Origin of the sequence: Bradyrhizobium oligotrophicum S58 (assembly GCF_000344805.1) — a bacterium.
In the GTDB taxonomy this organism is placed as follows: domain Bacteria; phylum Pseudomonadota; class Alphaproteobacteria; order Rhizobiales; family Xanthobacteraceae; genus Bradyrhizobium; species Bradyrhizobium oligotrophicum.
This window is the reverse complement of record NC_020453.1, coordinates 4273549-4298674: the sequence shown is the minus strand read 5'-3', so window position 1 is coordinate 4298674 and position 25126 is coordinate 4273549. Positions and strand designations below refer to the sequence as shown.

At 64.5% G+C, this 25126-nt stretch carries 27 protein-coding genes and 2 tRNA genes; 14 read left to right on the top strand and 15 right to left on the bottom strand.

Annotated features, from left to right (window positions below; translation table 11 throughout):
• Nucleotides 1-152 precede the first annotated feature (152 nt).
• The 5 genes from S58_RS18470 to S58_RS18450 all read left to right on the top strand — a co-directional run bounded on the left by S58_RS18470 (nucleotide 153) and on the right by S58_RS18450 (nucleotide 4919).
• Nucleotides 153-1322 (top strand): OpgC domain-containing protein, encoded by a 1170-nt coding sequence (locus tag S58_RS18470; RefSeq protein WP_015666878.1) that lies wholly within the window; start codon nucleotides 153-155, stop codon nucleotides 1320-1322.
• A 149-nt stretch (nucleotides 1323-1471) separates the two neighbouring features.
• Nucleotides 1472-1876, top strand: coding sequence for a hypothetical protein (locus S58_RS18465; protein WP_015666877.1), 405 nt, complete (start codon nucleotides 1472-1474; stop codon nucleotides 1874-1876).
• 36 nt (nucleotides 1877-1912) lie between these two features.
• A complete protein-coding gene (locus S58_RS18460; protein WP_015666876.1) occupies nucleotides 1913-2998 on the top strand; it encodes an efflux RND transporter periplasmic adaptor subunit in 1086 nt (361 codons plus the stop codon).
• A complete protein-coding gene (locus tag S58_RS18455) occupies nucleotides 2995-4230 on the top strand; it encodes an ABC transporter permease (protein WP_015666875.1) in 1236 nt (411 codons plus the stop codon). Before S58_RS18460 ends, S58_RS18455 begins: the two co-directional genes overlap by 4 nt.
• Nucleotides 4227-4919, top strand: a complete 693-nt coding sequence (locus tag S58_RS18450; protein WP_015666874.1) for an ABC transporter ATP-binding protein — start codon at nucleotides 4227-4229, stop codon at nucleotides 4917-4919. The genes S58_RS18455 and S58_RS18450 overlap by 4 nt, the downstream gene beginning before the upstream one ends.
• Nucleotides 4920-5263: 344 nt before the next feature.
• On the opposite strand, the gene S58_RS18445 is transcribed toward S58_RS18450, so the two are convergent.
• The 3 genes from S58_RS18445 to S58_RS18435 form a co-directional block, all read right to left on the bottom strand.
• Nucleotides 5264-5340: transfer RNA gene (locus S58_RS18445), tRNA-Pro, on the bottom strand.
• 165 nt (nucleotides 5341-5505) lie between these two features.
• A complete protein-coding gene (locus tag S58_RS18440; protein ID WP_015666872.1) occupies nucleotides 5506-6159 on the bottom strand; it encodes a cold-shock protein in 654 nt (217 codons plus the stop codon).
• Between the two features lie 200 nt (nucleotides 6160-6359).
• Nucleotides 6360-7121: an SIR2 family NAD-dependent protein deacylase gene (locus S58_RS18435; protein WP_015666871.1), complete on the bottom strand. Its 762-nt coding sequence runs from the start codon at nucleotides 7119-7121 to the stop codon at nucleotides 6360-6362.
• A gap of 360 nt (nucleotides 7122-7481) precedes the next feature.
• Between S58_RS18435 and S58_RS38625 the strand changes: the two genes are divergently transcribed.
• Nucleotides 7482-7646: a hypothetical protein gene (locus tag S58_RS38625; RefSeq protein ID WP_015666870.1), complete on the top strand. Its 165-nt coding sequence runs from the start codon at nucleotides 7482-7484 to the stop codon at nucleotides 7644-7646.
• 71 nt (nucleotides 7647-7717) lie between these two features.
• Here the strand turns inward: S58_RS38625 and S58_RS18430 are convergent, their stop codons facing one another.
• Nucleotides 7718-8002, bottom strand: a complete 285-nt coding sequence (locus tag S58_RS18430) for a hypothetical protein (protein ID WP_015666869.1) — start codon at nucleotides 8000-8002, stop codon at nucleotides 7718-7720.
• A 130-nt stretch (nucleotides 8003-8132) separates the two neighbouring features.
• Between S58_RS18430 and S58_RS38620 the strand changes: the two genes are divergently transcribed.
• Nucleotides 8133-8270 (top strand): hypothetical protein, encoded by a 138-nt coding sequence (locus tag S58_RS38620; protein WP_173424430.1) that lies wholly within the window; start codon nucleotides 8133-8135, stop codon nucleotides 8268-8270.
• 533 nt (nucleotides 8271-8803) lie between these two features.
• Here the strand turns inward: S58_RS38620 and S58_RS18425 are convergent.
• Entirely contained in the window at nucleotides 8804-9106 is a 303-nt protein-coding gene (locus S58_RS18425; protein ID WP_015666868.1) for an HU family DNA-binding protein, read from the bottom strand.
• 589 nt (nucleotides 9107-9695) lie between these two features.
• Here S58_RS18425 and S58_RS18420 point away from each other — a divergent pair.
• On the top strand, nucleotides 9696-10148 hold the full coding sequence (locus S58_RS18420) for a VOC family protein (protein ID WP_015666867.1): 453 nt from the start codon (nucleotides 9696-9698) through the stop codon (nucleotides 10146-10148).
• 275 nt (nucleotides 10149-10423) lie between these two features.
• Nucleotides 10424-11065: a glutathione S-transferase family protein gene (locus S58_RS18415; RefSeq protein WP_015666866.1), complete on the top strand. Its 642-nt coding sequence runs from the start codon at nucleotides 10424-10426 to the stop codon at nucleotides 11063-11065.
• Between the two features lie 9 nt (nucleotides 11066-11074).
• Here the strand turns inward: S58_RS18415 and S58_RS18410 are convergent, their stop codons facing one another.
• The 4 genes from S58_RS18410 to S58_RS18395 form a co-directional block, all read right to left on the bottom strand.
• Entirely contained in the window at nucleotides 11075-11329 is a 255-nt protein-coding gene (locus S58_RS18410) for a porin (protein WP_015666865.1), read from the bottom strand.
• Between the two features lie 44 nt (nucleotides 11330-11373).
• The gene (locus S58_RS18405; protein ID WP_015666864.1) at nucleotides 11374-11631 is read right to left on the bottom strand and encodes a PilZ domain-containing protein; all 258 of its coding nucleotides are present in this window, start codon (nucleotides 11629-11631) and stop codon (nucleotides 11374-11376) included.
• A gap of 148 nt (nucleotides 11632-11779) precedes the next feature.
• A tRNA-Glu gene (locus tag S58_RS18400) sits at nucleotides 11780-11854 on the bottom strand.
• A 215-nt stretch (nucleotides 11855-12069) separates the two neighbouring features.
• Nucleotides 12070-12402 carry a Rieske 2Fe-2S domain-containing protein gene (locus tag S58_RS18395; protein ID WP_015666863.1) on the bottom strand — a complete coding sequence of 111 codons (333 nt, stop codon included), beginning with the start codon at nucleotides 12400-12402 and terminating at the stop codon, nucleotides 12070-12072.
• 202 nt (nucleotides 12403-12604) lie between these two features.
• On the opposite strand from S58_RS18395, the gene S58_RS18390 reads away from it, so the two are divergent.
• Nucleotides 12605-13357, top strand: a complete 753-nt coding sequence (locus tag S58_RS18390) for a hypothetical protein (RefSeq protein WP_015666862.1) — start codon at nucleotides 12605-12607, stop codon at nucleotides 13355-13357.
• A 290-nt stretch (nucleotides 13358-13647) separates the two neighbouring features.
• Here the strand turns inward: S58_RS18390 and S58_RS18385 are convergent, their stop codons facing one another.
• The 3 genes from S58_RS18385 to hemA all read right to left on the bottom strand — a co-directional run bounded on the left by S58_RS18385 (nucleotide 13648) and on the right by hemA (nucleotide 15895).
• On the bottom strand, nucleotides 13648-13863 hold the full coding sequence (locus tag S58_RS18385; protein ID WP_015666861.1) for a hypothetical protein: 216 nt from the start codon (nucleotides 13861-13863) through the stop codon (nucleotides 13648-13650).
• Between the two features lie 82 nt (nucleotides 13864-13945).
• The gene (locus S58_RS18380) at nucleotides 13946-14518 is read right to left on the bottom strand and encodes a hemerythrin domain-containing protein (RefSeq protein ID WP_015666860.1); all 573 of its coding nucleotides are present in this window, start codon (nucleotides 14516-14518) and stop codon (nucleotides 13946-13948) included.
• A 147-nt stretch (nucleotides 14519-14665) separates the two neighbouring features.
• Complete coding sequence (hemA, locus tag S58_RS18375) at nucleotides 14666-15895, bottom strand: 5-aminolevulinate synthase (RefSeq protein WP_015666859.1); 1230 nt, start codon at nucleotides 15893-15895, stop codon at nucleotides 14666-14668.
• A gap of 816 nt (nucleotides 15896-16711) precedes the next feature.
• Between hemA and S58_RS18370 the strand changes: the two genes are divergently transcribed.
• Nucleotides 16712-17740, top strand: a complete 1029-nt coding sequence (locus S58_RS18370; protein WP_015666858.1) for a PrsW family glutamic-type intramembrane protease — start codon at nucleotides 16712-16714, stop codon at nucleotides 17738-17740.
• A 55-nt stretch (nucleotides 17741-17795) separates the two neighbouring features.
• Here the strand turns inward: S58_RS18370 and S58_RS18365 are convergent, their stop codons facing one another.
• Nucleotides 17796-19178, bottom strand: coding sequence for a hypothetical protein (locus tag S58_RS18365; RefSeq protein ID WP_144058348.1), 1383 nt, complete (start codon nucleotides 19176-19178; stop codon nucleotides 17796-17798).
• Between the two features lie 76 nt (nucleotides 19179-19254).
• Between S58_RS18365 and S58_RS18360 the strand changes: the two genes are divergently transcribed.
• From S58_RS18360 to S58_RS18350, 3 genes are all read left to right on the top strand, one after another.
• Nucleotides 19255-20745 (top strand): M6 family metalloprotease domain-containing protein, encoded by a 1491-nt coding sequence (locus S58_RS18360; protein WP_015666856.1) that lies wholly within the window; start codon nucleotides 19255-19257, stop codon nucleotides 20743-20745.
• 191 nt (nucleotides 20746-20936) lie between these two features.
• Nucleotides 20937-21524: an HdeD family acid-resistance protein gene (locus tag S58_RS18355; RefSeq protein WP_015666855.1), complete on the top strand. Its 588-nt coding sequence runs from the start codon at nucleotides 20937-20939 to the stop codon at nucleotides 21522-21524.
• A 231-nt stretch (nucleotides 21525-21755) separates the two neighbouring features.
• Nucleotides 21756-22841, top strand: coding sequence for a 3-deoxy-7-phosphoheptulonate synthase (locus tag S58_RS18350; RefSeq protein ID WP_015666854.1), 1086 nt, complete (start codon nucleotides 21756-21758; stop codon nucleotides 22839-22841).
• A 62-nt stretch (nucleotides 22842-22903) separates the two neighbouring features.
• On the opposite strand, the gene S58_RS18345 is transcribed toward S58_RS18350, so the two are convergent.
• The gene (locus S58_RS18345) at nucleotides 22904-24295 is read right to left on the bottom strand and encodes an NAD-dependent succinate-semialdehyde dehydrogenase (RefSeq protein WP_015666853.1); all 1392 of its coding nucleotides are present in this window, start codon (nucleotides 24293-24295) and stop codon (nucleotides 22904-22906) included.
• Between the two features lie 551 nt (nucleotides 24296-24846).
• Entirely contained in the window at nucleotides 24847-25104 is a 258-nt protein-coding gene (locus S58_RS18340; protein WP_015666852.1) for a hypothetical protein, read from the bottom strand.
• Between the last annotated feature and the right edge of the window lie 22 nt (nucleotides 25105-25126).

Below are 25126 nucleotides of genomic sequence, written 5' to 3'. Positions count from 1 at the left end.
CGACAGCACGGAACGGTGATTCCCATCCTGGACGTGACCGTCTATCGTGCCCCGTATAGTCATTCTGCCGTCCCGTGACAATCTCGGTCGACTGTCGCGGCGCCTTCTGCTCCCCGAACGTTTTCCATTCAAAACAGTGCGTTGAAGCAGCCATGAAAATCAATGCCACGCTGCCCGAGAAGGGGCGCGACCTTCGGCTCGACCTGTTTCGCGGAATCGCCAACTGGGCGATCTTTCTCGACCATATCCCCGACAACGTCGTGAACTGGATCACCACCCGGAATTACGGCTTCAGCGACGCCGCCGACCTGTTCGTGTTCATTTCGGGCTACACCGCCTCGTTCGTCTATGCGCGCATGATGATCGATCGCGGCTTCATCGTCGGCGCCACCCGGCTGTTCAAGCGGGTGTGGCAGCTCTACGTCGCCCACATCGTGCTGTTCGTCATCTATATCGTCGCCATCAGCTATCTGGCGACCCGGTTCGGGGTGTCCGAGATCATCGACGAGTTCAACGTCGCCGGCCTCGTCGATCATGCCAGCGATACCCTGGCCCAGGGACTGATCCTGAAGTTCAAGCCGGTCAATCTGGACGTGCTGCCGCTCTACATCGTGCTGATGGGCTTCTTCCCGCCGGTGCTGTGGATGATGCTGCGCCAGCCGGACCTGACGATGATCGCCTCGATCGTGCTCTGGCTCCTCGCCCGTCAGATGGGCTGGAATTTCGCCGCCTATCCGGCGGGCACCTGGTACTTCAATCCCTACTGCTGGCAGGTGCTGTTCGTGTTCGGCTCGTGGTGCGCGCTCGGCGGCGCCCGCCGCTCGATGGGCATCATCATGGCTCCGGCCACACTCTATTTCTGCATCGCCTACATGGTGCTCGCATTGGTGATGACGATGGCCGGCCGCTTTCCGGAGCTCGAATCGCTGTTTCCGCACTGGCTCTATTCGGCCTTCAACCCCAACGACAAGACGAATCTCGCGCCGTACCGCTTCCTGCATTTCGTGGTGATCGTGATCCTGGTCATCCGGTTCGTGCCGAAGGAATGGCCGGGGCTGGAATGGAAGGGCTTCGATCCTCTCGTGGTCTGCGGCCAGCAGTCGCTGGCGGTGTTCTGCGTCGGCGTGTTCCTGTCGTTCATCGGGCACTTCACCCTGATGCTGAGCTCGGGCTCGCTGCTGGCGCAGATCCTGGTCAGCTCGGCCGGCATCGCGATCATGACGACCGTGGCCTATTACATCTCCTGGTCGAAGCGACAGGACAAGCCGCTGCCGAAGCCCCCTGCGCCGAAGGAGGCTCGCGCCTCAACGAGCGCGGCGTGAGCCTGCGCGTCGGTTGACCTGCATCAAGCTCGCCTCGATCGGGGCTCGCTAAGGTTTGCATCACAAAGGATGCCGCCTTCCGTGGCGCGCGTTCCCTGGCGAACGCGCAAGGCCGCGACAAGCGGCGATTTGCTGACAAGGACCAGATCATGCCGACCCATTTCCACGCCGTCGTGTGGCTCGATCACAGCGAGGCCAAAGTGTTCCATATCGGCCTGACCGGTGCCGACGAGCTGACGCTGCATCCGCATCTGCAGACCAAGCATCTGCATCACAAGGCCAACGAGATCGGCAGCGGCCATGCGGCGCCCGACAAGCACTTTTTCGAGGAGGTCACGCACGCGCTCGAGGATGCCGGCGAGATCCTGATCATCGGCCCGGCCAGCGCCAAGACGGAGCTTGCCAAGCACCTGCATGAGAAGCATCCTGCGATCGGAAAGCGCATCGTCGCCGTCGAGGCCGCCGATCACCCGACCGATCGCCAGATCGTCGCCTATGCCAAGCAGCACTTCAAGATGCCGCCACCCCGCGTGGCGACGGGCACTGCGGGCTAAGTGTAGCCGTTCTCCCGTCGCAGGGTCCGTTCGACCATGGACATGCTGACGCCGGATCAATCCAACGCCAATGCTGCCACGCCGGCCGTCGATCGCGGCCGGCGTCGTTTTCCATGGTCCGGCCTGCTCTCGATCGTCCTGGTGTTCGGCGCGCTGGCGGGGCTTGCCGCATGGTGGCAGCGGGGACCGCTGATCTCGACCGCCCGCATCACCCGCGGCACGGCCGCCGAAATCGTCTATGCGACCGGCGCGGTCGAGCCGGAGACATGGTCGCGCAGCACGCCGCTGGTGCGCGGCCGCATCGTCGAGCGCTGCCGCTGCGAGGGCAAGCCGGTCAAGGCCGGCGACGTGCTGGCGCGGCTCGACGACAAGGAGGCGCTGGCCACCTTGAACGATCTGCGCGCGCAAGAGGACTTCCAGCGCCACGAATTCGAGCGGCAGACGCAGCTGCTGGCGCGCGGCGCGGCGACTTCGCAGGCCTATCAGCGCTCCGAGAGTGACCTTGCCCGCATCCGCGCCCAGATCGCGGCACAGACCCAGCGCCTCGACTACTTCAAGCTGGTCGCGCCGATGGACGGCGTCGTGCTCAAGGAGGACGGCGAGGTCGGCGATATGGTCGACCCCGGCACCATTCTCTACCGCGTCGGCCTGGAGAAGCCGCTGTGGGTCGTGGCCGACGTCAACGAGGAGGACATTCCGCGCGTCCAGGTCGGCCAGAAGGCGCTGCTGCGCGCCGACGCGTTCGGCAACCAGGCCCTGCCCGGCACGGTCAAGCAGATCACACCGGCGGGCGATCCCGTCGCCAAGACGTTTCGCGTGCGGATCGGCCTGCCCGACGACACGCCGCTGCGCGTCGGCATGAGTGTCGAGGCCAACATCGTCAGCCGAGAGAAGATCGACGCCGTGCTCGTCCCCGCCAATGCCGTCGTCGGCAACAGCCTGATGGTGATCGAGGACGGCCGGGTGCATCGGCGTGCAGTGCGGATCGGCATCCGCGGCTCCGCGGCGGTCGAGGTCCTCGACGGCGCGCGAGAGGGCGAACTGGTCGCAGCCCCCGCGACCGCCGACATCAAAGACGGCGAGCGGATCCGCATGGTCGAGCCTGAGACGTCGCCGCCATGAGCCTCGTCCTGACCATCGCCTGGACCCATGTGCGCCATCGCGCCCGCCAGACGCTGGTTGCGATCGCCGGCGTCATGACCGGGGTGGCGTTCTCGGTGATGATGGCGGCGATGATGGAGGGGTCCCAGGATGACTTCATCCGCACCCTCGTCGACGCGCTGCCGCACATCTCGATCACCGACGAGTTGCGCCAGCCGAGCCGGCAACCGGCGGATCAAGTCTACGGCGCGGCGGAATTCCACGGATTGACCCCGAACATCCGCCGCCCGGGCATCAAGAACCCGATGGCGACGATCGCCTCGCTGCAGGCCTGGATCCCGGGCGCGCTGACGGCGTCGGTGCAATCCAAGGCCGTACTGCGCTTCGCAGGCCGCAACCTGACGGTCGCGATCATCGGCATCGACCCGCGCACAGAGGGCCAGGTCTCGACGCTGGCAAGCCACATGCGGCAGGGCACGCTCAATTCGCTCTATCGCTCCTCGCACGCGATCCTGCTCGGCGACCGGCTCGCGGCCAAGATCGGCGCCCGGGTGAACTCCAACATCACGCTCGCCTCGGCCCAGGGCATGAGCATGAACGCCACAGTCGCCGGCACCTTCCATTCCGGCTTCCGCGGCACCGACGAGACCACCGGCTACGTGCTGCTGCGGACCGCGCAGATCCTCGAGCGCCAGACCGGCATCATCAACGAGATCCGTGTCCGCACCAACGATCCGATGCAGGCGCGGCTGATCAGCGAGCGGATCGGTGAGCAGACCGGCTACAAGGCGATCTCCTGGCAGGAGGCGCAGGAGGACCTCTTGTCGGCGATCACGCTGCGCAACGTGCTGATGTACACCATCGTCGGCGCCATCCTGCTGGTCGCGAGCTTCGGCACCTACAACATCATCTCGACCATCACCCATGAGAAGACCCGCGACATCGCGATCCTCAAATCGCTCGGCTTCCGCGACCGCACGGTCCGCGCCATCTTCATCATCGAGGCGCTGTTCATCGGCCTGACCGGCGCCGCCCTGGGCTGGGTGCTCGGCTATCTCCTGACCCGCGGGCTCGCCTCGCTCGAGTTCAAGACGCCGTTCTCCGACTACAATCATCTGCCGGTACTGTATGCGCTCAAGCATTATCTGCTCGCCGGCGCTGTCGCACTGATCTCGAGCGGCGTCGCCGGCTACTTTCCGGCCCGCGCCGCCGCGCGGCTGCATCCCGTCGACATCATCCGGGGCGCGACGTGAGCCCGCCGCTGATCGAGGCGCGCAAGGTGACGAAGGTCTTGCCGGGCGAGGTGCCGGTGACGCTGGTCGCGGACATCGATCTTGCGATCCATGCGCGCGAGTTCATCGCCATCACCGGCCCGTCCGGCTCAGGCAAGTCGTCCCTGCTCTATCTGCTGGGCCTGCTCGATCTGCCGAGCGAGGGCGACGTGCTGATCGACGGGCGCTCGACCACGGTCATGAGCGAAGACGAGCGCGCCGAGGTGCGGCTGTCGCGGCTCGGCTTCGTCTTCCAGTTTCATTTCCTTCTGCCGGAATTCTCGATCATCGAGAACGTGGCGCTGCCGATGCGCGCGCTGGGTCGGCTGTCGCCGCGCGCGATCACACAGCGCGCCGAAGAGCTGCTGGCTTCGCTCGGGCTCGCCGACCATCTGCGCAAGACGCCGGACAAATTGTCGGGCGGCCAGCGCCAGCGCGTGGCCGTCGCACGCGCGCTCGCCAACGACCCGCCCGTCATCCTCGCCGACGAGCCGACCGGCAGCCTCGACACCGCCGCGACGGCGCAGGTGTTCGGCATCCTGCGCGATCTCGTCACGCTACGCGGCAAGACCGTGGTCGCGGTCACGCACGACCTCAACCTCGCTGCTCAGATGCAACGCCGCGTCCACATCATCGACGGCCGGCTGGCGCAGGACGAACTGGCGCACTGAGAGTTGTCGCCACATTCGCGGTCCGGCCGGGGCAAGCCACAAAGCGGTTGATTTGATTTAGCGCAAAGACGCGAGATTTGGATTCCGGTGATGTGAGGACTGGCGGATGTTCCTTCCCCGGATTCACCCGCACCACTTCGGATGCTCCCGGGTTTTGCCGCTGCGGGAGCATCCGAACTTTTTTGTGCCGGGCCTCGACTGGCGATTTGCGCGTGCCGCGCGACGGCCGCCGCTTCTGGCGCAGTCCTTTTCGCTATCGTCGTGAGTGTCAGGGTGAGCGTGAGAGCGGAGGTCGTGCCGGTTGCTGACCGCGCGCGAGCAAGGCATCCCGCTGCGGGGGAAAATGGTCGGGGCAGCTGGATTCGAACCAACGACCTGCAGTACCCAAAACTGCCGCGCTACCAGGCTGCGCTATACCCCGATATCTTCAAAAGGACTGATGTCCTGGAGGCCCCGTCACTACACGGTCGCGGCCTTCGCAGCAAGACCGCGAACCGGGCCGGGTGAGAGACCAAAGCCCGAATGAAAACGGCCCCGGAAACGCCCCCGAGGCCGTCAAATGCCGTGGATCGCAGAAAGCGTCCGCTCAGTGCGAGGACAGTGCCGGCGAGCCCGTCTCGGGGTGGATTTCCGCCGCCATCATGCCCTTGGAGCCCGGCCCGTAGCGGACCAGCACCCATTGGCCGGGACGCAGCTCGGTCATGCCGAACCGGCGCAGGGTCTCCATGTGCACGAAGATGTCCGGGCTGCCTTCCCCACAGGTCACGAAGCCGAAGCCGCGCAGCCGGTTGAACCACTTGACCTGTGCCCGCTCCAGCCCGCTGGTCGGTGTCACCGTCACATGGGTGCGCGGCGGCAGCATCTGCGCCGGATGGATCGCCGTCGACTCGTCCATCGAGACGATGCGGAAAGCCTGATAGCCCTTGGCGCGCTGGACGCACTCGACCACCAGCCGAGCACCTTCATACGCGGTCTGGTAGCCGTCGCGCCTGAGCACGGTGACGTGCAGCAGAATGTCCGGCCAGCCATTGTCGGGAACGATGAAGCCGTAACCCTTCGATGCATCGAACCATTTGATGACGCCGCCAATTTCGACGAGGTTTTCGCCGAGACCTGCAAGCGCATCCATCGCCGAGTCGCGCGCGACGCCGCTCTGATATTCTGCCCCGAGCCGGTTTGGTGTAGCTACACCAGCAACCGGTACTCCAAGCTTCTTGGACTCAAATCCGTCCGACCCCATAACCCCGGACCTCACAGATGAATTGTGAGCCGCCACCCCTGCAACGGCGTCCTTATGCACGTCCTCATCACCTATACTCACGACGAGTCACGCGAATCTCTCGAATCAAAGATAACATTCCCTCGTGCCGCGCATAGACAAAAATCGGATTCAGTGAGGCATATGAACAGACTTGCCGACAAAAATGCATCAATTTCCGTTCAATTACGGACGAATGGTCCGAGTACTTCACCGATGTCTTGGTGGACGACAAGGTCGGCAACGTCGTCCTGATCCGTCGGTTCCCGGTTGATGATGACGAGACGTGCACCCGCCTGCCTTGCCATCAATGGAAAGCCCGCCGCCGGCCATACAACCAGCGATGAGCCGATCGCGATGAAAAGATCGCAATGCTGCGCAAGCTCGGTGGCGCGTTGCATTTCATTCTCGGGCATCGCCTGACCGAAAGACACGGTCGCCGTCTTCACCGGCTCGGCGCAAGCCGGACAATCCGGCGCAGCACCATCGGCTGCAAAGCGCTCCTGCACCCAGCCAAGTTCGTAGCGTTGGCCACACCCGATGCAGCGCGCATAGGTGGTGTTGCCGTGCAACTCGATGACGTGATCCGCGGCAAAGCCGGACTCCTGATGCAGATTGTCGATGTTCTGCGTGATCACGGCCGGGATCTTGCCGGCGCGATAGAGTGAGGCAAGCGCGCGGTGACCGCGGCCGGGCCGCGCCGCGGCAAACGTCTCCTGCATCGCGAAGCGCCGACGCCAGGCCTCATCGCGTGCGTCCTGGCTGGCGACGAATTCCTCGAAATGGATCGGCCGGTTGCGGGTCCACAGCCCACCGGGCGAACGGAAATCCGGAATGCCAGCCTCCGTCGAGATGCCCGCGCCCGTGAACGGCACGATCACGCGCGCGGCGGCGATCATGTCACCCAGGCGGTTCACGCCATCCTGCAGATCGGCTGCAATCATCGGCGGCGACTCCAAGACACGACACGTCGCATCATTGACTCCCTTCATAGCATGTTCGCGAGAACCCAGCCCGGCGTCGAGCCGACCCGCGCCCGCGTCGTTGAGCCACCCCACACCGCGGAACCGTCGGCGCCGGACCGCAAGCGATGCGAGTCTCGACCGTGGGTTTCTACCGCGAGATGGCGTGCGCCCTCCCGTTCGCCCGCTCTCCCCAGCTAAGCCCGCGCCCCGCGTCTGCTCAGGCGAGACTTCCGCAATCACGCCTCATTCGCGCGGACACATCACGCCAGCGATTCGCCAGGAAGTTTGTCACGCGTCTCATGGCACGACTCGCCGGACACCAACCGGAGCAGAGGATCCGTGGGACAGAACGAGGCGCAAGACGACCGGCGCGCCAAGGAGCGCGCCGACATCGCGGCAAGGATTGCCCGATTCAAGTCGACACAAGAGAGGTTCGCGCAGGAGCGTGAGGACTATGCGAGCCAGGCCTGGAGGAAGGCGCACCGCGGCGAGGCTGCGGAGTAACCCTGCGCGCGGCCGAAAGAAAAGCCCGGAGGCGATGCCGTCCGGGCTCTTCTTCTTCGATCGACTGGTGCCTACCAGTGGTGACGCCAGTGATGGTAGCGATGATAGTACGGCCCGCCATAATAGGCGTACGGGCCCGGCCCATAGGCATAGCGTGGGCCGTAGTCATAGTAGCCGTAGCCCGGACCATAATAATACGGATGCGACGCTGCGATCGCGCCCGCGGTCAATGCTCCGGCGGCGAGGCCGAATGCGAGACCAGGACCGATGCCGCGCGCCTGTGCTGGCGCCGGTGCTGCCAGAGCAGTCGCGGCGACGGCGCCCGCGGTCGCCAGAACGGCCAATGTCTTTCTCATGATTGAACCTCCAATTCGCATGCGTCCAAACAACGCAGACCCCCGCACATTGGTTTCAGCCTGGGCACCGCAGTGGAGTGCGGGAACAGAGGAGACGGTCGGACGTTCGAGAGCGTGAGGTGGATCGACAATGGCATCCTGGCTGGAACTTCTGTTCAACATCATCGGCTATGGCGGCTTCGTCGTGATCGCCTCCCGTCACCATGGACCCGCGCCCGCCGGCACTGCGCCGGAGGCCTGCTGCGGTGATGGGACCGATCACGTGTGAGAGCGAGGTCCGGCCTTCAAGCCGCCAGACGGACCGCTTCCACAGGTTATCCTCAGGCTATCCTCGGCCTATCCACAGTCCGGGCCATTGGACTTCAGATCACACGAACAATGGCTTGCTGCGCAAAACGCGCCTGCTTATCCGCAGGACTGGCCCAAGGCCATCCCAGCCAGCAACTGCGCTTCTGATCGAAGGCGCAATCGCAGCGGAATAGAGGTCCTTTGCCGAGGAACGCCCGCGTGCACAGGGGCGACGAATCCTCGCAAAATCCCATTGAACCTTCCGGCGGCTCGCCAAGACACATCAGTACTGGGGATTTCAGGGCCCAGTCTTCGAGGGTAGCGCCACGCGACGAAGATATTCCGTCGCGCTGGCGCTGCTGTCGTTCAGCGCCGGTTCGCCATGCGTTGCAGATTCGCTCCAGCGGGCCGCCGTCATGAGCCGGTGCGGGAGAACCACCGCAGAGAACACCCAAGAAAAAGGCCCCCTTTTCAGGGGGCCTCCAATCGCGATCAGCGACGCTGAGCGTCTGATCAGGCGACCGCGTCCTTGGCAGCCTTGACCGGGCGAGCGCGCACGATCTTGCGGGCCGGCTTGGCCTTGAACATCATCTCTTCGCCGGTGAAGGGGTTGGTGCCCTTGCGCGCCTTGACGGCCGGCTTCTTGACGACGACGAACTTCGCGAAGCCCGGCACCAGGAACACGCCGTTCTTCTTCAGCTCCTTGTGGCCGACGTCGGTGAGCGTCTCCATGACGTTCTTGACGTCACGCTTGGACAGCTCGGTCGTGGTCGAAATCTTCTCGATCAGTTGCGACTTGGAAAGTTGGGTAGCCATCGTATCTCCTTAGGATTGGTACGGATGAATGACGAGACGACTGCGCGGCTATCAGCGCATTGCTGCGCAGACGGGTCGGGGCTTTCTGGCTGCATTGCACAGCCGTGACTTGAGTCGTCTGGTGGTATATCACCCCGCGTTTTTTCGGGATTCTCCTGCATTTCAAGGGGCCCCGAAGCACCCACAGCGGCGCCAAAATTCCAACGGAGCACGGAGAAGTCAAGCTGCGATGCACGTCGAAGCGATCACGTGATTCATTTTCCCCTATATTTCAAGGCATTTTCGACTTTCATGCGTGATTTTGGCCGCACATGACAGCCGAAATCCGCTGAAAATGACTGATGCGGCCGCATCGCGCCCACGCGAGGGCATCGCGAATCACTGCCAAAATAGGGATTCGCGGGCATCTGGCGGGCCCGGGAAACCTCCTGCAGGCGATCGGGAGCTTGGCCCGACGACGACAATTCCTCGCGAGGCGAGACTGGCGCATGGTGAAGCCCTGATGCGCCGGAGAATGATTTGCTGCTATGGATCGACGCCCACAAGCGGCCGTTGAACATCCGCTTCAAGTTCAGGGAGAACAGAAACGATGCGTTATCTCCACACCATGCTGCGCGTGCGCAATCTCGACGCTGCGCTGAAATTCTATTCCGATGCGCTCGGCCTCAAGGAGGTGCGCCGGATCGACAACGACAAGGGGCGCTTTACCCTCTTGTTTCTTTGCGCACCCGAAGATGAACACCTGCTGAAGAGCCAGCCGCCGTCGCGCGGCGCCCCGCTGGTCGAGCTCACCTACAATTGGGACGAGGAGACCTATGGCGAGGACCGCTTCTTCGGCCACCTCGCCTATGAGGTCGACGACATCTACGCCACCTGCGATCGCCTGATGAAGCTCGGCATCACCATCAACCGGCCGCCGCGCGACGGCAACATGGCGTTCGTTCGCTCCCCCGACCTGCACTCGATCGAGCTGCTGCAGAAGGGCGAGCCGAAGGCGCCTGCCGAACCCTGGCTGTCGATGCCGAACACCGGGCATTGGTGAGCCGCGACTTCGTTCGCGAATCCTGCCGGAACATCGAGGCCCCCCTCGCGTTGTCGCTGCGATTGACGAATCGAGAGCATACGAGGAGGCCGAGATGGGTCGAGGAATTCTACTGTGGTTGTTGGGCGTGCCGATCCCCGTGATCATTCTGCTGTGGCTGTTCTTCGGCCGCTGATCGCCGCGAACGACACGTTCAACCGAAAAGCCCCGCCCGCAAGCGGGGCTTTTTGCGTGAATTGCGCTATCAATCAGCGACGCAGAGAGCAGGAGCAACCGTGCCCGCCAACGACAGGCTGACGATCTGGGGTCGCCCCAATTCAGTGAACGTGCAGAAGGTGCTGTGGTGTCTTGCCGAGCTCGACGTCGCGTTCGCGCGCATCGACGCCGGCATGCAGTTCGGCCGCAACGGCGAGGCCGACTATCTCGCCATGAATCCCAATGGCCGCATTCCGACGCTGGTCGATGGTGATTTCGTGCTGTGGGAGAGCAACGCCATCATGCGCTATCTGTGCCTCGCTCATGGCGGCGAGACGCCGCTGTATCCAGCGATGCCGCGTCACCGCGCCGCAGTCGAGCGTTGGCTCGACTGGACACTGTCGACGGTGCAGCCGATCGAGCGTCCCCTGTTCTGGGGCCTCGTTCGGACGCCACCGGAGCAACGCGACATGATTGCACTGCAGAAGGCTGCCGATGACGCCGCGGCGATGTGGCGGATCCTGGACGCGCATTTGGCGGCCCGCCTTTATGTCGAGGCCGAACGATTCACGCTCGCGGACATCGCGCTCGGCGCCTATGCGCGGCGCTGGTTCGGTGTCGAAGGCGTCGTCAAGCCGGAGCTGCCCAACCTGCTCGGCTGGTATCGACGGATTGCGCAGCGGCCCGCCTTCATCCGCCACGTCGCGCCGCCGCTGTCATGAGCCCCGCGCCTAGCGGCCGGCTGAGGTGCCCGTCTCGACGCGCACGGCCCCGCCGATCTTGACGCAGGTATCGGTCCCTTCGACACGCGCAAAGTTGGGGCCGTAGGACGCGCAGGGATTGATCTTGACGGCCCTTGGAGGCGGCGCGGCTCGATCGGTTGCGGGGGCTTTCGGCGCCAGAAGTGATGACCCCGGCGAGCCGGCGAAGGCGACGCTTCCGAGCGCCAGCCACGCGATCGTGCCCAGGATGAAGGATCTCGACATGCCGCTTGTTAGCGCGTCGGTCGCAGGAATGCGACGGCCGCGCGCTACTTGCCGATGAACTTGACGCCGACCGAGGCGCCGCGGCGCCAGACCACCTGACAGAGGCGCCCGGTCCGCGCATCGCGGGCAAAGGCGAGGCGGATCGTGGCGGGCAGCGCGGCCGCGTCCTGCAGCGTCAGCTTGGCGCCGGCCGTGGAGATGTCCTGCACCAGGCAATGGCGCACGGCGAACCCGCCCTCCAGCGTGATCCACGCCGGCTGTTTCATCGATTTACGGGTTTCCCGCTTCTTGGGCGCGGCCATCATCCTGCTCCTGCTCGCCCGTTGCAGTACGGCAAGGACCCTAATGGACGGTTGATCGGACCAGACAGCCGCATGAACACATCCGGAACAGTGGATTGCTCCGGAGGTGAGACGTCAGTCGAGGGTGCTGAGAAACCGGTGAAGCATGTGGCGCTCCCTAGCGGAATCGAACCGCTCTCTCCACCGTGAAAGGGTGGCGTCCTAACCGATAGACGAAGGGAGCAATACGCACGATGACACCGGGCCGACGCCCTAACACCATCGCCGCTTGCACGTTTTTGGCGAAACCTTCAGCAAATCAGCTTGTTAAAGCTGACATCTGCGAGGTCGGCTGAACCACCGGGATGATTCCGTGCCGCGCGCGCCGAACGTATAGATGCGTTTGCCCGCCCGGGCAAGCCGCCCGTGGACGTGTTTACCGGTCTCACCCGGCCATGCTCAACGCGCCGCAAACAGCGGCGAAATCCCGTCGGTGTCGACGTAGACCACCCCGCCCTCGACCTTCACCGGATACTCGGCCAGCGCGCTTTCCGGCGGGTGGACGGGAATGCCGGTCAGCGCGTCCCAGGTCCAGTTGTGCACGGGGCAGCTGAGCACGCGGCCGTCGAAGCCGGCCTCCTCCATCGGCGCGGACGTGTGCGGGCAGAGCCCCTGGAACGCCTTGAGCCCACCATCGTCGGGCCAGGCGAGGATGATCAGCTGGGCGTCGGCGATGACCAGGCGCATGCCGCCTTCGTCGATGGTGTCGAGCTTGCAGACGCGGGTGAACATGCGTGGGCCCTTCTTCGCTCGATGCGACGGTAACGAAGCCACGAGCAAGACTCGTTCCGGTTGCCGAATGAGCCGCAGGCCCGCGACGACGATGGCACCCTTCTTGCTGCCTCAGCTGCAGAGATCGCGTTGAGCGTGTCGGGCTGTCGCAAAAGCGACAGAACGAGCGGCGCGCTGGCGGGCTTGTGAGACGGAGTGCGACATGACCGACATGACGGAGCTGAGGACGCGCAAGGAGCCGCTCAATCTCGCAATCGTGCATGTCGATCCCGACGCCTTCGTCGCCAACCTGATGGGATGGCTCGAGATCACGGCCTTCATCAAGGCGCAGCGTGCAGGCGAAGCCGTCGTGCCGGCCGACGGCAAGACGCCGGCTCTGTCGGCGGCGCAGCTGCGCAATGGCGGCGTCCACGAGGTCGGCAACGACGCGCTGTCGGCCTTCGCCATGACGGCGGCGCTGAAGGGCGACAAGGCTGCGGTCGACAAGGTCGAGACCGCGCTGCTCGACAGCATGGGCAAGGATTTTCCCGGCTCGTTTGCGCTGTGGCATTTCCGCGCCGCGATCGATGCGCCGACCACGCTCGACGATTTCGTCGGCCAGGCCGGCAAGAAGATGCTCACAGGCGATCTGCCGCCCCCTCCCCTGCGCGCCAAGGAATATTGGAGCGCGGGTCTCCGCTTTTTCGAGAAGGCGCGCAAATCCAACTTCGTCCATGAGATCATGTTTCCGCTGGCCAAGTGGACGCGGGCGCGCTGGACAGAGACCGCCGAGAAAGGCGTCGCCTTCCTGCATCACATCGAGGACAATTTGCCGGTGCTGCGCGAGGTGCTGGAAGAGCCGCGCAACGACCAGGCGTTCATCGCCAACGTCCTGCTGAAGCTCGCGCCTGCCGTCGATATGGAATTGAACGAGGAATATCAGGGTTTTCTGCGCTCGCTCGCCCGGCGTAACTGAGGCGCGTGTAGCTCGGTCGCGCGTTCATCGCAGTGATGCAGGACGCCGGTAACGTCTGCCGACAAAAAAGGCCGACGGGCGTTACGCCGCCGGCCCTTTGTCGCGACTGCCGGCTCCGGCCGTCCGGTTCCGTCGCATTCCTGGGAGCCCCAAGGGTCGCGCGACCTGGTTAATGATACGTTAAAATGCAAGGACCGTAGTGACCACGATCACGAACTGCACGATTTCATGCGTGCGGGGCCGCGTTCATCGAGCCAACGTCTTGCAACCATCGAGCGGCAGCGTCGCGATCAGCTCAGCAGCAGGGCGCGCTTCTTCTCGCGCCGGAGCTTGAGCTCCTGACAGCCCGAGAGGCGTACGAACTCCTGCGGATGCATGTCGTAGCCGTGGCCGCCAAGCACGTTCTGCTGCGACATCGGGATCTGCGCCGGCGCGGCGGCCGCATCAACCGTGCTCGCGGTCAGCGAATCTCGGACCGGCACGAACCCTTTGGTCAAAGCGATCATAGCCAACTCCGTCAAAGAGTGCCTGCGCCCCGGCTGGAACTATAGTCTTTTGGCCATGGGGCGCAATTGGGACAAACTGACATCAGCCGGCGCGCGCCTGTTCGGCCTCCTGCTCCCAGCGCAGGATGGAGCGCTCCAGATTGTGGAATTTCTCGGCGACGTCGCCGTCGAACAGCGGATCCTTCCGGTCGGACATGCGGGCGTCGATATCACCCCAGTCCTCCGCGTGCAGGGTGCGCAACGCTGCCGGAAACAGCAGTGTCTCCTCCTTGCGCAGATGCTCGCGCTGGCTGTCGATGAACTGATGCACGGCGGCGTGGAAGCTTTCCCGCAGGATCTCCTGGTCCGACAATACCGCGTTGACGGCCTCGGCAAAGCCGCGCAGCCGCTGTGCCTCGGTCTCGTGCTCGTCGTCGACATCGCCGTAGGCCGCCGCTGCCGCGGGATCACGCTCGCGCAGCTTGCCGAAGATCATCTCTTCCTTGGGATGATGACAGCGCTGCGGATAGTCCTCGAAATAGGCGATGATGCTCTGCAGAATCTCGTAGTCGGGCCGCCGATTGTGATCGAACAGCTCCAGCTCGTGTTCGAGCACCGAAAGGAGCTTTTCGAGGTTCTGGTGCTCCTGCAACAGCGCTTCGATGATCTTTGCCATGGCCGCCTCGCCTGTGCGCCGGGCCGGGTGCTGCCGAACCGGCAAATTCCCTCATGACAAGAGACTACGCCCGCGCCGCCGCGGGCGGCATTGCGGCAGATCAAACTGACAGGGCCAACTGACAGGTCAGCGGGACGCGCGGAGGCCCTACTCCGCCGCCAGCGCCTGCGGCGCGCGGGACAGGCCGAGCCGGTCCCAGACGTCCACCAGCGCCTCGGCCAGCGCATCGATCAGGCCGTCATCATGGTACGGCGACGGCGTGATCCGCAGCCGCTCGAGGCCGCGCGGCACGGTTGGGTAGTTGATCGGCTGGATGTAGATACCGTGCTCGGCCAGCAGCAGGTCGGAGGCCGCCTTGCACTTCTCGGCATCGCCGACATGGACCGGCACGATATGGGTGTCGGAGGGCATCACCGGCAGGCCGGAGGCGTTCAGCACCGCCTTCAGCCGCGCGGCGCGGTCCTGGTGGCGGTCGCGTTCCCATTGCGAGGTCTTGAGGTGGCGGATCGCTGCGGTCGCGGCGGCGCACACCGGCGGCGGCAATGCCGTGGTGAAGATGAAGCCTGGTGCGTAGGACCTGACAGCGTCGATCAGATTGGCATTCGCGGCGATGTAGCCGCCGAGGCAGCCGAAGGCTTTCGCGAGCGTGCCCTCGAGGATGTCGATGCGGGCCATCACGCCGTCGCGCTCGGCGATGCCGCCGCCGCGCGGGCCGTACATGCCGACGGCGTGGACCTCATCGACATAGGTCAGCGCACCATAACGCTCGGCGAGATCGCAGATGCGATGCAAGGGCGCGACGTCGCCGTCCATCGAGTACAGGCTCTCGCACACGATCAGCTTCGGACGGTCCGGATCGGCCGCGCGCAGCAGCTGTTCGAGATGATCGAGGTCGTTGTGGCGCCAGACCTGCTTTTCGGTGCCGGCCTTGCGGACGCCCTCGATCATGGAATTGTGGTTCAGCGCATCCGACAGCAACAGGCAGTTCGGCAGCAGCTTGGCAATGGTCGAGATGCCGGTCTCGTTGGAGACATAGCCCGAGGTGAACACCAGGGCCGCCTGCTTGCCGTGGAGATCGGCGAGCTCGCGCTCGAGCTCGATCAGCGGGTGGTTGGTGCCGGCGATGTTGCGGGTGCCGCCGGCGCCGGTGCCCATGCGTGCCGCCACGTCGACCATGGCGCCGATCACCTTCGGATGCTGGCCCATGCCGAGATAGTCGTTGGAGCACCAGATCACGACGTCCTTCGGACCATCAGGCGAATGCCAGATCGCGCGCGGGAACCGGCCGGCGAGCCGCTCGAGATCGGCGAACACGCGGTAGCGGCGTTCCTGGTGCAACTGGTCGAGCGCGCGGTCGAAATAGCTGTCGTAGTTCATCACCTGATCGTCCTTCCCCTGCCCGGCGGCGTTAAGCCAGGGTTCCGGCGAGCCCTTGGAGGCTCTCTCGCGATTGGACCAAACCCCACTTCGGCGAGCCATACGTTGATCCAGAGCAACTGCGCAGGGAGCGATGGCTGTCGACGCGGCCCTCGCCATGGCGAGAACGGCCATCCAGGTCAGATCTGCCGTGTGGACCGCACGTCTCCGCCCGTGCACTCGCAGCAATATCCCGCATGGCGGGTATACGGGCATGGCTGCACGTTCGTTTTGGCCAGAAATTTTGAATGACGGCGAGATTGGCCAAACAATTGCGCACTTTCGGGGCGAAACATGGCAGGGCAGCGCCATTCGACGAGATCGAGTCGAGGCCAGCATCACGGGCGCCTGAGCCCGCCACCGAGGGGCACCATGAAAGTTGTTCTGCTTGTCGTCGTTGCGTGCGCAGTCAGCCAGGCGGCCTTCGCCGAAGGGCTGGAATGCCGGCGCGTTGCCGATCCTACGCCGCGATTGAGCTGCGTGGAGACGCCGACGACGGCCCAGGCGCCGACACCATCCCGAACCGACACTTGGACGACGCCGGCCGAGCCCCGCCCGGACTCGCAGGTCCGTGACGGCGACGGCACCAGGTCGAGAACCACCAGGACCCGCTGAACCTACCGGCTGTAGAGCGAGACTACGGCTTGACGGCCGTTGCGGCGGGCGGCCACGTCCCGCACGTCGATCTTGCTATCGGGCCATGGACCGATGTCAAATCCACCGCATGCGCGACGGGCGGAGAACGCGGCCGCCTGCGGCATTGGATGATCGGAGAACATGGCTTATCTGCCATCACAAATGAACCTGCTCGAAGCCATTCCGACCGTCATCGGCACTGCCGCGATCGCGCCCGCGCTCCTCATCCTTTGGCTCGTGGTCGCAGCCGGTGACAATTCCGGTCCGCCGCTGAAGATCTGGACGGCCTTCCTGCTCGGAGCGGCCAGCGTGCTGCTGCTCGGCATCGTCAGGGCGCCGTTCCACCATGTCGGGCTGCAGCTGGAAAATCCGTGGGCGGCGCAGCTGGCGAGGGCCGTCTTCAGCGTCGCCCTGCCGGAAGAAATCGCCAAGATCGCCGTCATCGCCGCGATCTCGTCGCGGCGCCGGCAGCTCGGCAATGCCATGGACACGGTGTTCTATGGCGCGGCGGTCGGGCTCGGCTTCGCGGCTTACGAAAACCTCGCTTATCTCGTCCAGCACGCCGAGATGTGGCGCTCGCTGGCGGTGCTGCGCAGCGTGCTCACGGTGCCGTTCCACGGCGCGCTCGGGATCATCGCCGGCGCCTATCTCGCGATCGCCCGTGCTGGAACGGCGCTCGGCGCCAACCGCCACAATCGCGACTGGGCACGGATGTCGAGCTGGGCGCTCGTGCTGGCGGCGCCGGTCGTGCTGCATGCCGCGTTCGATTATCCGCTGCTGATGCTGCAGCGCGCTTCCACTCTCGACCCGACCGCGCGGCTTTGGCTCGGCGGGGCCAGCGTGCTGATCGGGTTTTCCTCGATCGGCCTTGCCGTGCGCCTGGTGCGGAAAGTCGCCCACCACCACGCGCCGCGCACCGAGGTCGCGCGCATCCGCCTGAGCCAGCTGCGCAGGATGTGGGCGCTGCTGCTGCTCGGCGGCGCCGCCGGCTTCATCGGGCTCGGCTTCGTCCTCACCTCGGTCCGGCACTGGCTGCTCAACCCCGACCGCAACGTGGCCGGGGTCCTGGTCCCCCTGGGACTTACGGCCATCCTGCTCGGAACCGCGCTGTTGATCGTCACGACGACGATCTACGTTTTCGGCCGCAACCGGATGCGGACGACGGCGTAGGCTGGGATGGCCGCCGGACGTCGACGCGCCCCGTGACTGCCCGGTGCTCGGAGGATCAGACGTAGCCGCCGACCCTGTCGACCGAGACGAAACCGCTGTGGACCGGAACCAGACCCGCCGCCACCACCTTGCCTGCCGTATCGCTGAGATCGAAAGTGATCACCGTGCCTCCCATGACGAAGAACGGGATCGACGAACTCAAGAAATTCCAGAGATTCTTCCGGGTGTAGTAGCTTCCGACGCTGGCGCGGACGTCGAGCGACAAGACCAATGTATCCTTCTGCAACAGCAGATCGTACTGCGCTTTTTCCTGCACGATCTTGCTCAGCAGCACGATACCCTTCGCATCGGCCGTGCCGAGCGACGCGATGAACTCCTCGGCCTTCGTGATCGCCTTGCGCAGCACTGCGGCAGCATCCTCATAGGTCTTGGCTGCGGCCTGCAAGGCCTTCTTCCTGGTATCGTCAGACTCCTTGGCGGCGGCGTCAGCCGTCGTCTTCGCAGTATCGGCGAGCCGATCCGCTGCCGTACCTGCCTGTGCAACAAGATCCTCCACGACTTTCAGCGTCGCCCCGAGTTCGTCCGTCGATGGAAGGCGGCGATTGGGGAGCACGACATCGAGGTTCTTCTTCAGCAACTCCTCAGTGACGGCTGCAACCAGCTGATCGCCGTCCGGCGACAGCGCGATCGTTCCAACTTCGACGTTGCTCAAAAGGTAGCTGCCGAGCTTGGCCAAGGCATCCAGCGCGACACCTGCGGTCGTCAGGATCGGGGCAGCCGCCGGTAAGGCGTCGGCGCCGGCCGGTCTGGTCTGGCCGACGGCACGATCGGCATCGGCCTGCAGCCGCGCCGCTTCCCTGTTCGCAGCCGCAAAGACGCGCTCGAGCAATGTCCGTTGCAGGACGAACTGACGATAATTGACGAACTGCTCGAAGCCCTGCCGGATGACGATGCACTTCCCGGCCGCCTTGTCGTTGATTTCCGCGGCCACGGCCGCGGCAGCCTTGCAGATCGCGCGCGCGGCCAGCAGCGTGGCCTCGCCCTTGCCGGCATCGGGCTTGAGAGTCAGGTCTCCAGCGATGCCGCTGGCGGCGACAGTGCCGATCGCAGCCTGCGCCGCGGCCTGGTCAGCGCTCTTGGTGCTGTCCAACAGGGCCTTCTTCGCATCCACCGCAGCCTTCTGACCTTCAAGGCGCTCCTTCTCGGCCTTGCTTGCCTCGATGATCGGGTCGACGGCCTTCCTTGCGTCGGCCAGCGCCTTCTCCGCCTTGAGGCGCTCGGTTTCCGCTTTTGCAAACTCCGCCTCGGCGGTCGCCTGAGTGGTCTTTTGTTTCAGTTCGGCAGTTGGATCTGCTGCATCTGCGCTCATCCCCGGCCCCTCCCTGACGCGTACGCGGCGTCTCTCACGCGCCTGGATAGTGCCGCCCGCATGCGGCAAAATCAACTATCAGTTGTAATCAGGGAAAGTCTGTGATGGATTTGCCCAGCGCCGCAATGCATCTGGGAGGACCGCAATGTCGATGCCATTCGCAAATCGCGAATTCATCTTCACGCAGCCTGACGGCACCAAGCTCAAGGTCTACGGCACGGGCAATCAGCACCAGGCGACGTTCACCACGTCCAGCGGTTTTACCGTCGTGCGAAATCCGGCGTCCGGCTATTTCGAATATGCCCGCAGGGACGTGACGCAGCATCCTGCGCCGAGCGGAATCGTCGCCGACGCGATGAATCCCCTTTCGGCAGGAATTCAGCCGCGTCTCAAGCCGCCCGCCCCCAACCAGATCAGCGCCTACGTATCGCCGGGGCTTCCGCGCTCGCCATCGCGTTGGCAGGTCCGCCGCGACCAACATCGCCTGCGCATGCTGGCGGACGCCGTCAATGGCGCCACGCCGGCTCCGCCACAACGGCAGACGGTCGGGACCTTCGTCGGCCTCTGCCTGCTCGTCGAGTTCGACGACGAGCAGGCCGTCATCCCCCAGAGCGGAGTCGACAACTTCTGCAATCAGCAGGGCTATCGGGGTTTCGGCAACAACGGGTCGGTCCGCGACTATTTCTTCGACGTGTCCGACGGCAAGCTCACCTACACCAACATCGTTGCGCCCTGGTTCAAGGCCAGCAAGCCGCGGACATACTACACCGACGAAAGCGTCCAGTACCCGATGCGTGCACGCGAGCTCATCCTCGAAGCGCTGGCGCATCACATGAACAACGGCTTCGACTTCAGCCGCCTCTCGGCAGACGATCAGAAGTTCATCTATGCGATCAACGTCTTTTATGCGGGAACGCGGGTCAACAATTGGTCACAGGGATTATGGCCGCATTCGTTCCACCTGCAGGCCCCCATTCAGCTTGCGCCCGGCAAGTTCGCCAACGACTACCAGATCACCGACATGTCCTCCGAGCTGACGCTCGGCACGTTCTGTCACGAGAACGGCCACATGATCTGCGATTTTCCCGACCTCTACGACTACGGCAATGAATCGCGCGGCGTCGGCTCATACTGCCTGATGTGTGCGGGCGCCAATGTCGACCCCAAGAACCCGACCCAGGTCGGAGCCTATCTCAAACATGCGGCGGGCTGGTCCTCCAAGGTGACGCCGCTCGCGGCCGGGGGAAGCTGCCAGTTGCCGGCGGGCAAGAACGAGTTCGGCCTGTTTCGCCGCAACAGAACCCAATATTTCATCCTGGAAAACCGCGAACGCTCCGGTCGCGACGCGAGCCTGCCCAGCGTCGGGCTCGCGATCTGGAAGGTCGACGAGGCCGGCAACAACAGTAACGAAGCGATGACACCCGCCTCCCATTACGAATGCTCGCTGATCCAGGCTGACGGCTCCGCTGACCTCGAAATGGGTGTCAATGACGGCGACCCCGGCGACCTCTACGGCGAAGGCGGCGTCTTCTCGTCGACGACCAGGCCGAACAGCAACTGGTGGGACGGCACAGCATCCGATCTGACGATCCGAAGCATCAGCGCGCCCGGACCGACGATCACGTTCTCCGTATGAGGGCCTCGCTTGCTGCGCAGGAGGCTTTCTCGCGAAAGCACCGAGGCCTGCGACCGAGGGCAATCTCGGCAAATGCAACGAAACGCGCGTTGCACGCTTGTCCGGACTGCGTTGCCTCACCATGTGCGTGGGCAAGCAGCGCAGCATTCAGCGTGTGACCTTGCAGCGTGTGACCTTGCCGGAGTGACGCCATGACCCTTCCTCAGGATACGATCCCCCCCGAGCTCGAGCGCATCAAGTCCGAAATGGGCGCGGCGGTCCGCGCGCATTGGAAGGCCTTTTTGATCGAGGGCATCCTGCTCGCGGTCCTCGGCCTGCTCGCGATGATCCTGACGCCTCTTGCGAGTCTCGCGGTGACCATCTTCCTCGGCTGGATGTTCCTGATCTCGGGCATCGCCGGGCTCGCGTTCACCTTCTGGGCGCGCGGCATGCCCGGCTTCTGGTGGTCGCTGCTGTCGGCCGTGCTCGCGATCATTGCCGGCTTCATCCTGGTGGCGCAGCCGATCCAGGGCACGGTGACCCTGACCATCGTGATCGGCGTCTATTTCCTCGCCGAGGGTGTCGCCACCATCATGTACGCGCTGGAGCACCGGCGCGAATTGTCGGGACGCTGGTCGTGGCTGGCGATCTCGGGCGTCGTCGACATCGCGATCGCCGGCATCATCATTTCCGGGCTCCCGGGCACGGCGATGTGGGCGATTGGCCTCCTGGTCGGCATCAACCTGCTGTTCGGCGGCATGTCCATGATCGGCATGGCGCTGGCGGCGCGGAATGCCTGACGCCGCGGAGCTTGTCATTTTCGGGATGACAAGCGGCCGCGCGGCCGCTATAGAGCTTCCATGATCAACGCCGCCACCAGCTATTATTGGTACTTTACCTACGACAGCTCGCTGGCGGCGGGAGGATCGCGCTCAATCTGACACATTGAAGCAAGCTATCCGAACAAGCCGCCAGACCTGGCGGCTTTTTTATTGCCGGCAGGTGCACATCAAGACACGCAGGAGCCCGCCGTGCTGAGCACCACAGACGATCTTCGTATCAAGGAAATCAAGGAATTGAGCCTGCCTGTGGAGGTGATGGGTGAAATCCCGCGCACCCTCACGGCCACCCGTGTCGTGATGGCGGCGCGCAACGCCATCCACGCCATCCTGAACGGCAGCGACGACCGTCTGCTGGTCATCGTCGGCCCCTGCTCCATTCATGATCCCGCGGCCGCGGTCGATTACGCCGGCCGCCTCGCGAGCCTGCGGGAGCGCCTTGCCGACCGGCTCGAGATCGTGATGCGGGTCTATTTCGAGAAGCCGCGCACCACCGTCGGCTGGAAGGGCCTGATCAACGACCCCGATCTCGACAATTCGTTCGACATCAACAAGGGCCTGCGGCTGGCGCGCAACGTGCTGTCGGCGGTCAACAATCTCGGTTTGCCGGCGGGGTGCGAATTCCTCGACATGACGACGCCGCAATACATCGCCGACCTCGTCGCCTGGGCCGCGATCGGCGCGCGCACCACCGAGAGCCAGATCCACCGCGAGCTCGCCTCCGGCCTGTCCTGCCCGGTCGGCTTCAAGAACGGCACCGACGGCAACATCCGCATCGCCACTGATGCGGTGAAGTCGGCGGCCCATCCGCATCATTTCATGGCGGTGACCAAGGGCGGCCGCTCGGGCATAGCGGCGACCACGGGCAACGAGGACTGCCACATCATCCTGCGCGGCGGCAGCGGCCCGAACTATGACGCGGCTCATGTCGAGCAGGCCTCGGCCGAGCTGATCAAATCCGGGCTGCCGGCGCGGCTGATGATCGACACCAGCCACGCCAATTCGAGCAAGAAGCCGGAGAACCAGCCGCTCGTGGCCGCCGATATCGCGCGCCAGCTCGCCAATGGCGAGCAGCGCATCATGGGCGTGATGATCGAGAGCCATCTCGTGGCAGGACGGCAGGACGTCAAGCCGGGCGTGCCGCTGACCTACGGCCAGAGCATCACCGACGGCTGTATCGGCTGGGACACGACGGTCGAGGTGCTGGAGCAGCTCGCCGACGCCGTCGCTGCACGGCGGGCCTCGCGGCAAGACGCGGTGCGCGAGCGCTCGGCATAACGCTCGTCCCCGTAGAGCGGCGCGCCCATGCGCGCCGCTCACTTGAACGACGTTGCAACGCCTCAGAAGTGCGCGTCGATATCGACGACGTCGATGAGCTTGTGGTTGACGAACTCCTTCAATCCCAGGCCCAGCAGCTCCCGGCCATAGCCGGAGCGACGAACGCCGCCGAAGGGAAGGTCGGCCTCGACCTTGGTCGGGTGATTGACGAACACCATGCCGGTCGAGATCTTCTTCGCCACCTCCACTCCATGCGCGACGTCGGTGGTGAAGACCGAACCGCCAAGGCCGAACGGCGAGTCGTTGGCGATGCGGACCGCGTCGGCCTCGTCCTTGGCCCTGAACAGCATGGAAATGGGACCGAAGAATTCCCAGTAACGGGCCGGATTGTCTTCGCCGATGTCGGTGAGGATGGTCGGCTGCACGAAGGCCCCGTGGTTCGGCACCGGAGGGCCTACCTGCTCGGCCTTGGCGCCATTGGCAACGGCTCGGCGGACCTTGTCCCTGATCTCGTCTGCGGCGCCCTGCGAGGATAGCGGGGCGAGCGTCGTCTTGGGATCGAAGGGATCGCCGGCAACGAGGCCGGCCACGCCCTCGCGATAGCGATCGAGGAACTGATCATAGACCGCATCGACCACGATCATGCGCTTGGACGACACGCAGACCTGCCCGCCATTCCAGTGACGGCCGAACACGGCCCAGTTGACGGTCTTTTCCATGTCGGCATCCGCCAGCACGACGAAGGCGTCGGCGCCGCCGAGCTCCATCGTCGACTTCTTGAGCGCCATCCCCGCCTGGGATGCGACGATTGCGCCTGCATCCTCGGAGCCCGTGAGCGCCACGCCGTGAACGCGGGGATCCCTGATGATCATCTCCACCTGCGCGCGCGTGGCATAGAGATTGGTGAAGGCGCCCTTGGGCAGACCGGCGTCGCGCATGAGCTTCTCGAACACGGCGGCGCTCTGCGGCACGTTGGAGGCATGTTTCAGAAGCACGGTGTTGCCGGCGGAGAGCTGCGGAGCGATGATCCGGGCGATCTGGTAGTAGGGGAAATTCCAGGGCTCGATGGCGAGGATGATGCCGAGAGGATCGTGCACGATCATGGCCGCGCCTTCCGCCGGGTCGGCCACCTCCAGTGTTTGCGGCTGCAGCAGCCGTTCTGCATGATGGACGTAATATTCGAAGATCTTGGCTGATAGCTCGACCTCCGCCTTGGCCTCCGTGAACAGCTTGCCCATTTCAAGGGTCAGGAGCTTTGCATAGCCCTCGACGTCGGCGCGCAGGAGGTCTGCCGCCTTTTGCAGAATCGCGCCGCGCGCGGCGAAGGAGGTCTCGCGCCACGACTGGAAGGCCGCATGCGCCGCATCGATGGCCGCGACGACCTCGGCATCGGTCGCGCTGGGAAAGGTCGCCAGGACCTCGCCGGTGTAGGGATAAGTCGTTGCATATGACATGTTACGCTCTGTTCACGTTGGGTTTTGATGTTCGGACTGGGGCTGCGGCCAGTTGCCTGACGAAATCCAGGCACCGGAGCGAGCGCGACCGGCGCGTCGCGATGGGCCGTCTTGTAATCGTCGCTATCGACAGCCGCGTCTCGACGCCGGAATGGCCAACGGCTTCTCACCGGTTCGGAAGGCTTCGAGAACGAAAGGGAATGAAGGCCATGATCGCACCGCGCTTGCTGCCAGATCAGATCCGTTTCCGGCGCTGGCTCGTGTGCATCGGGTAGGCCCTGAATGCGCCCCGCCCGTTGATCCCAATCAACCAGCCTGTTGCGACTGGGTCACGTTTTAGGGAGCTATGGCGGTGTCCGTGCGTGCGGTTCGGCGCGCACGCCCGCAGCCGTGCCGCGAGCAGGAGACGAAGCGATTGCCCGACGCTGCGGTCGTGCCCTTTGTCCCCATAGCCTGACGGACGCCGGCGTTCTGGAGGCTCTGGACGTAACGTCAGCCAGCAGAGCTTGCGAACAGAACGCGAGCCTCGGACCGGCTAAACCCGTCCTTGCTCAGCAGCCGCGGCAGATGCTCTTGATCTTGCGGTCGAGCTCGCGGTCTTCCTTGCTGGCGCCGCTCATCGAACTATCTTCGGCCTGCTCGGCCTTCGGCAGGTCGCTCGGGCGCACCTGGCGGTGGCCGACCGGCGCCTGTGAGGACATGCCGCCCTTCGATCCCGCGCTGCTGGAGGACGAGCTGCCGCTCTGCGCCAGCGCAGCGCCATCGGCCACGAGCATCAGGAGCCCCATTGCGATCGCAAATTTCTTCATGTTGCTCCTCCGTGTCAGCGGA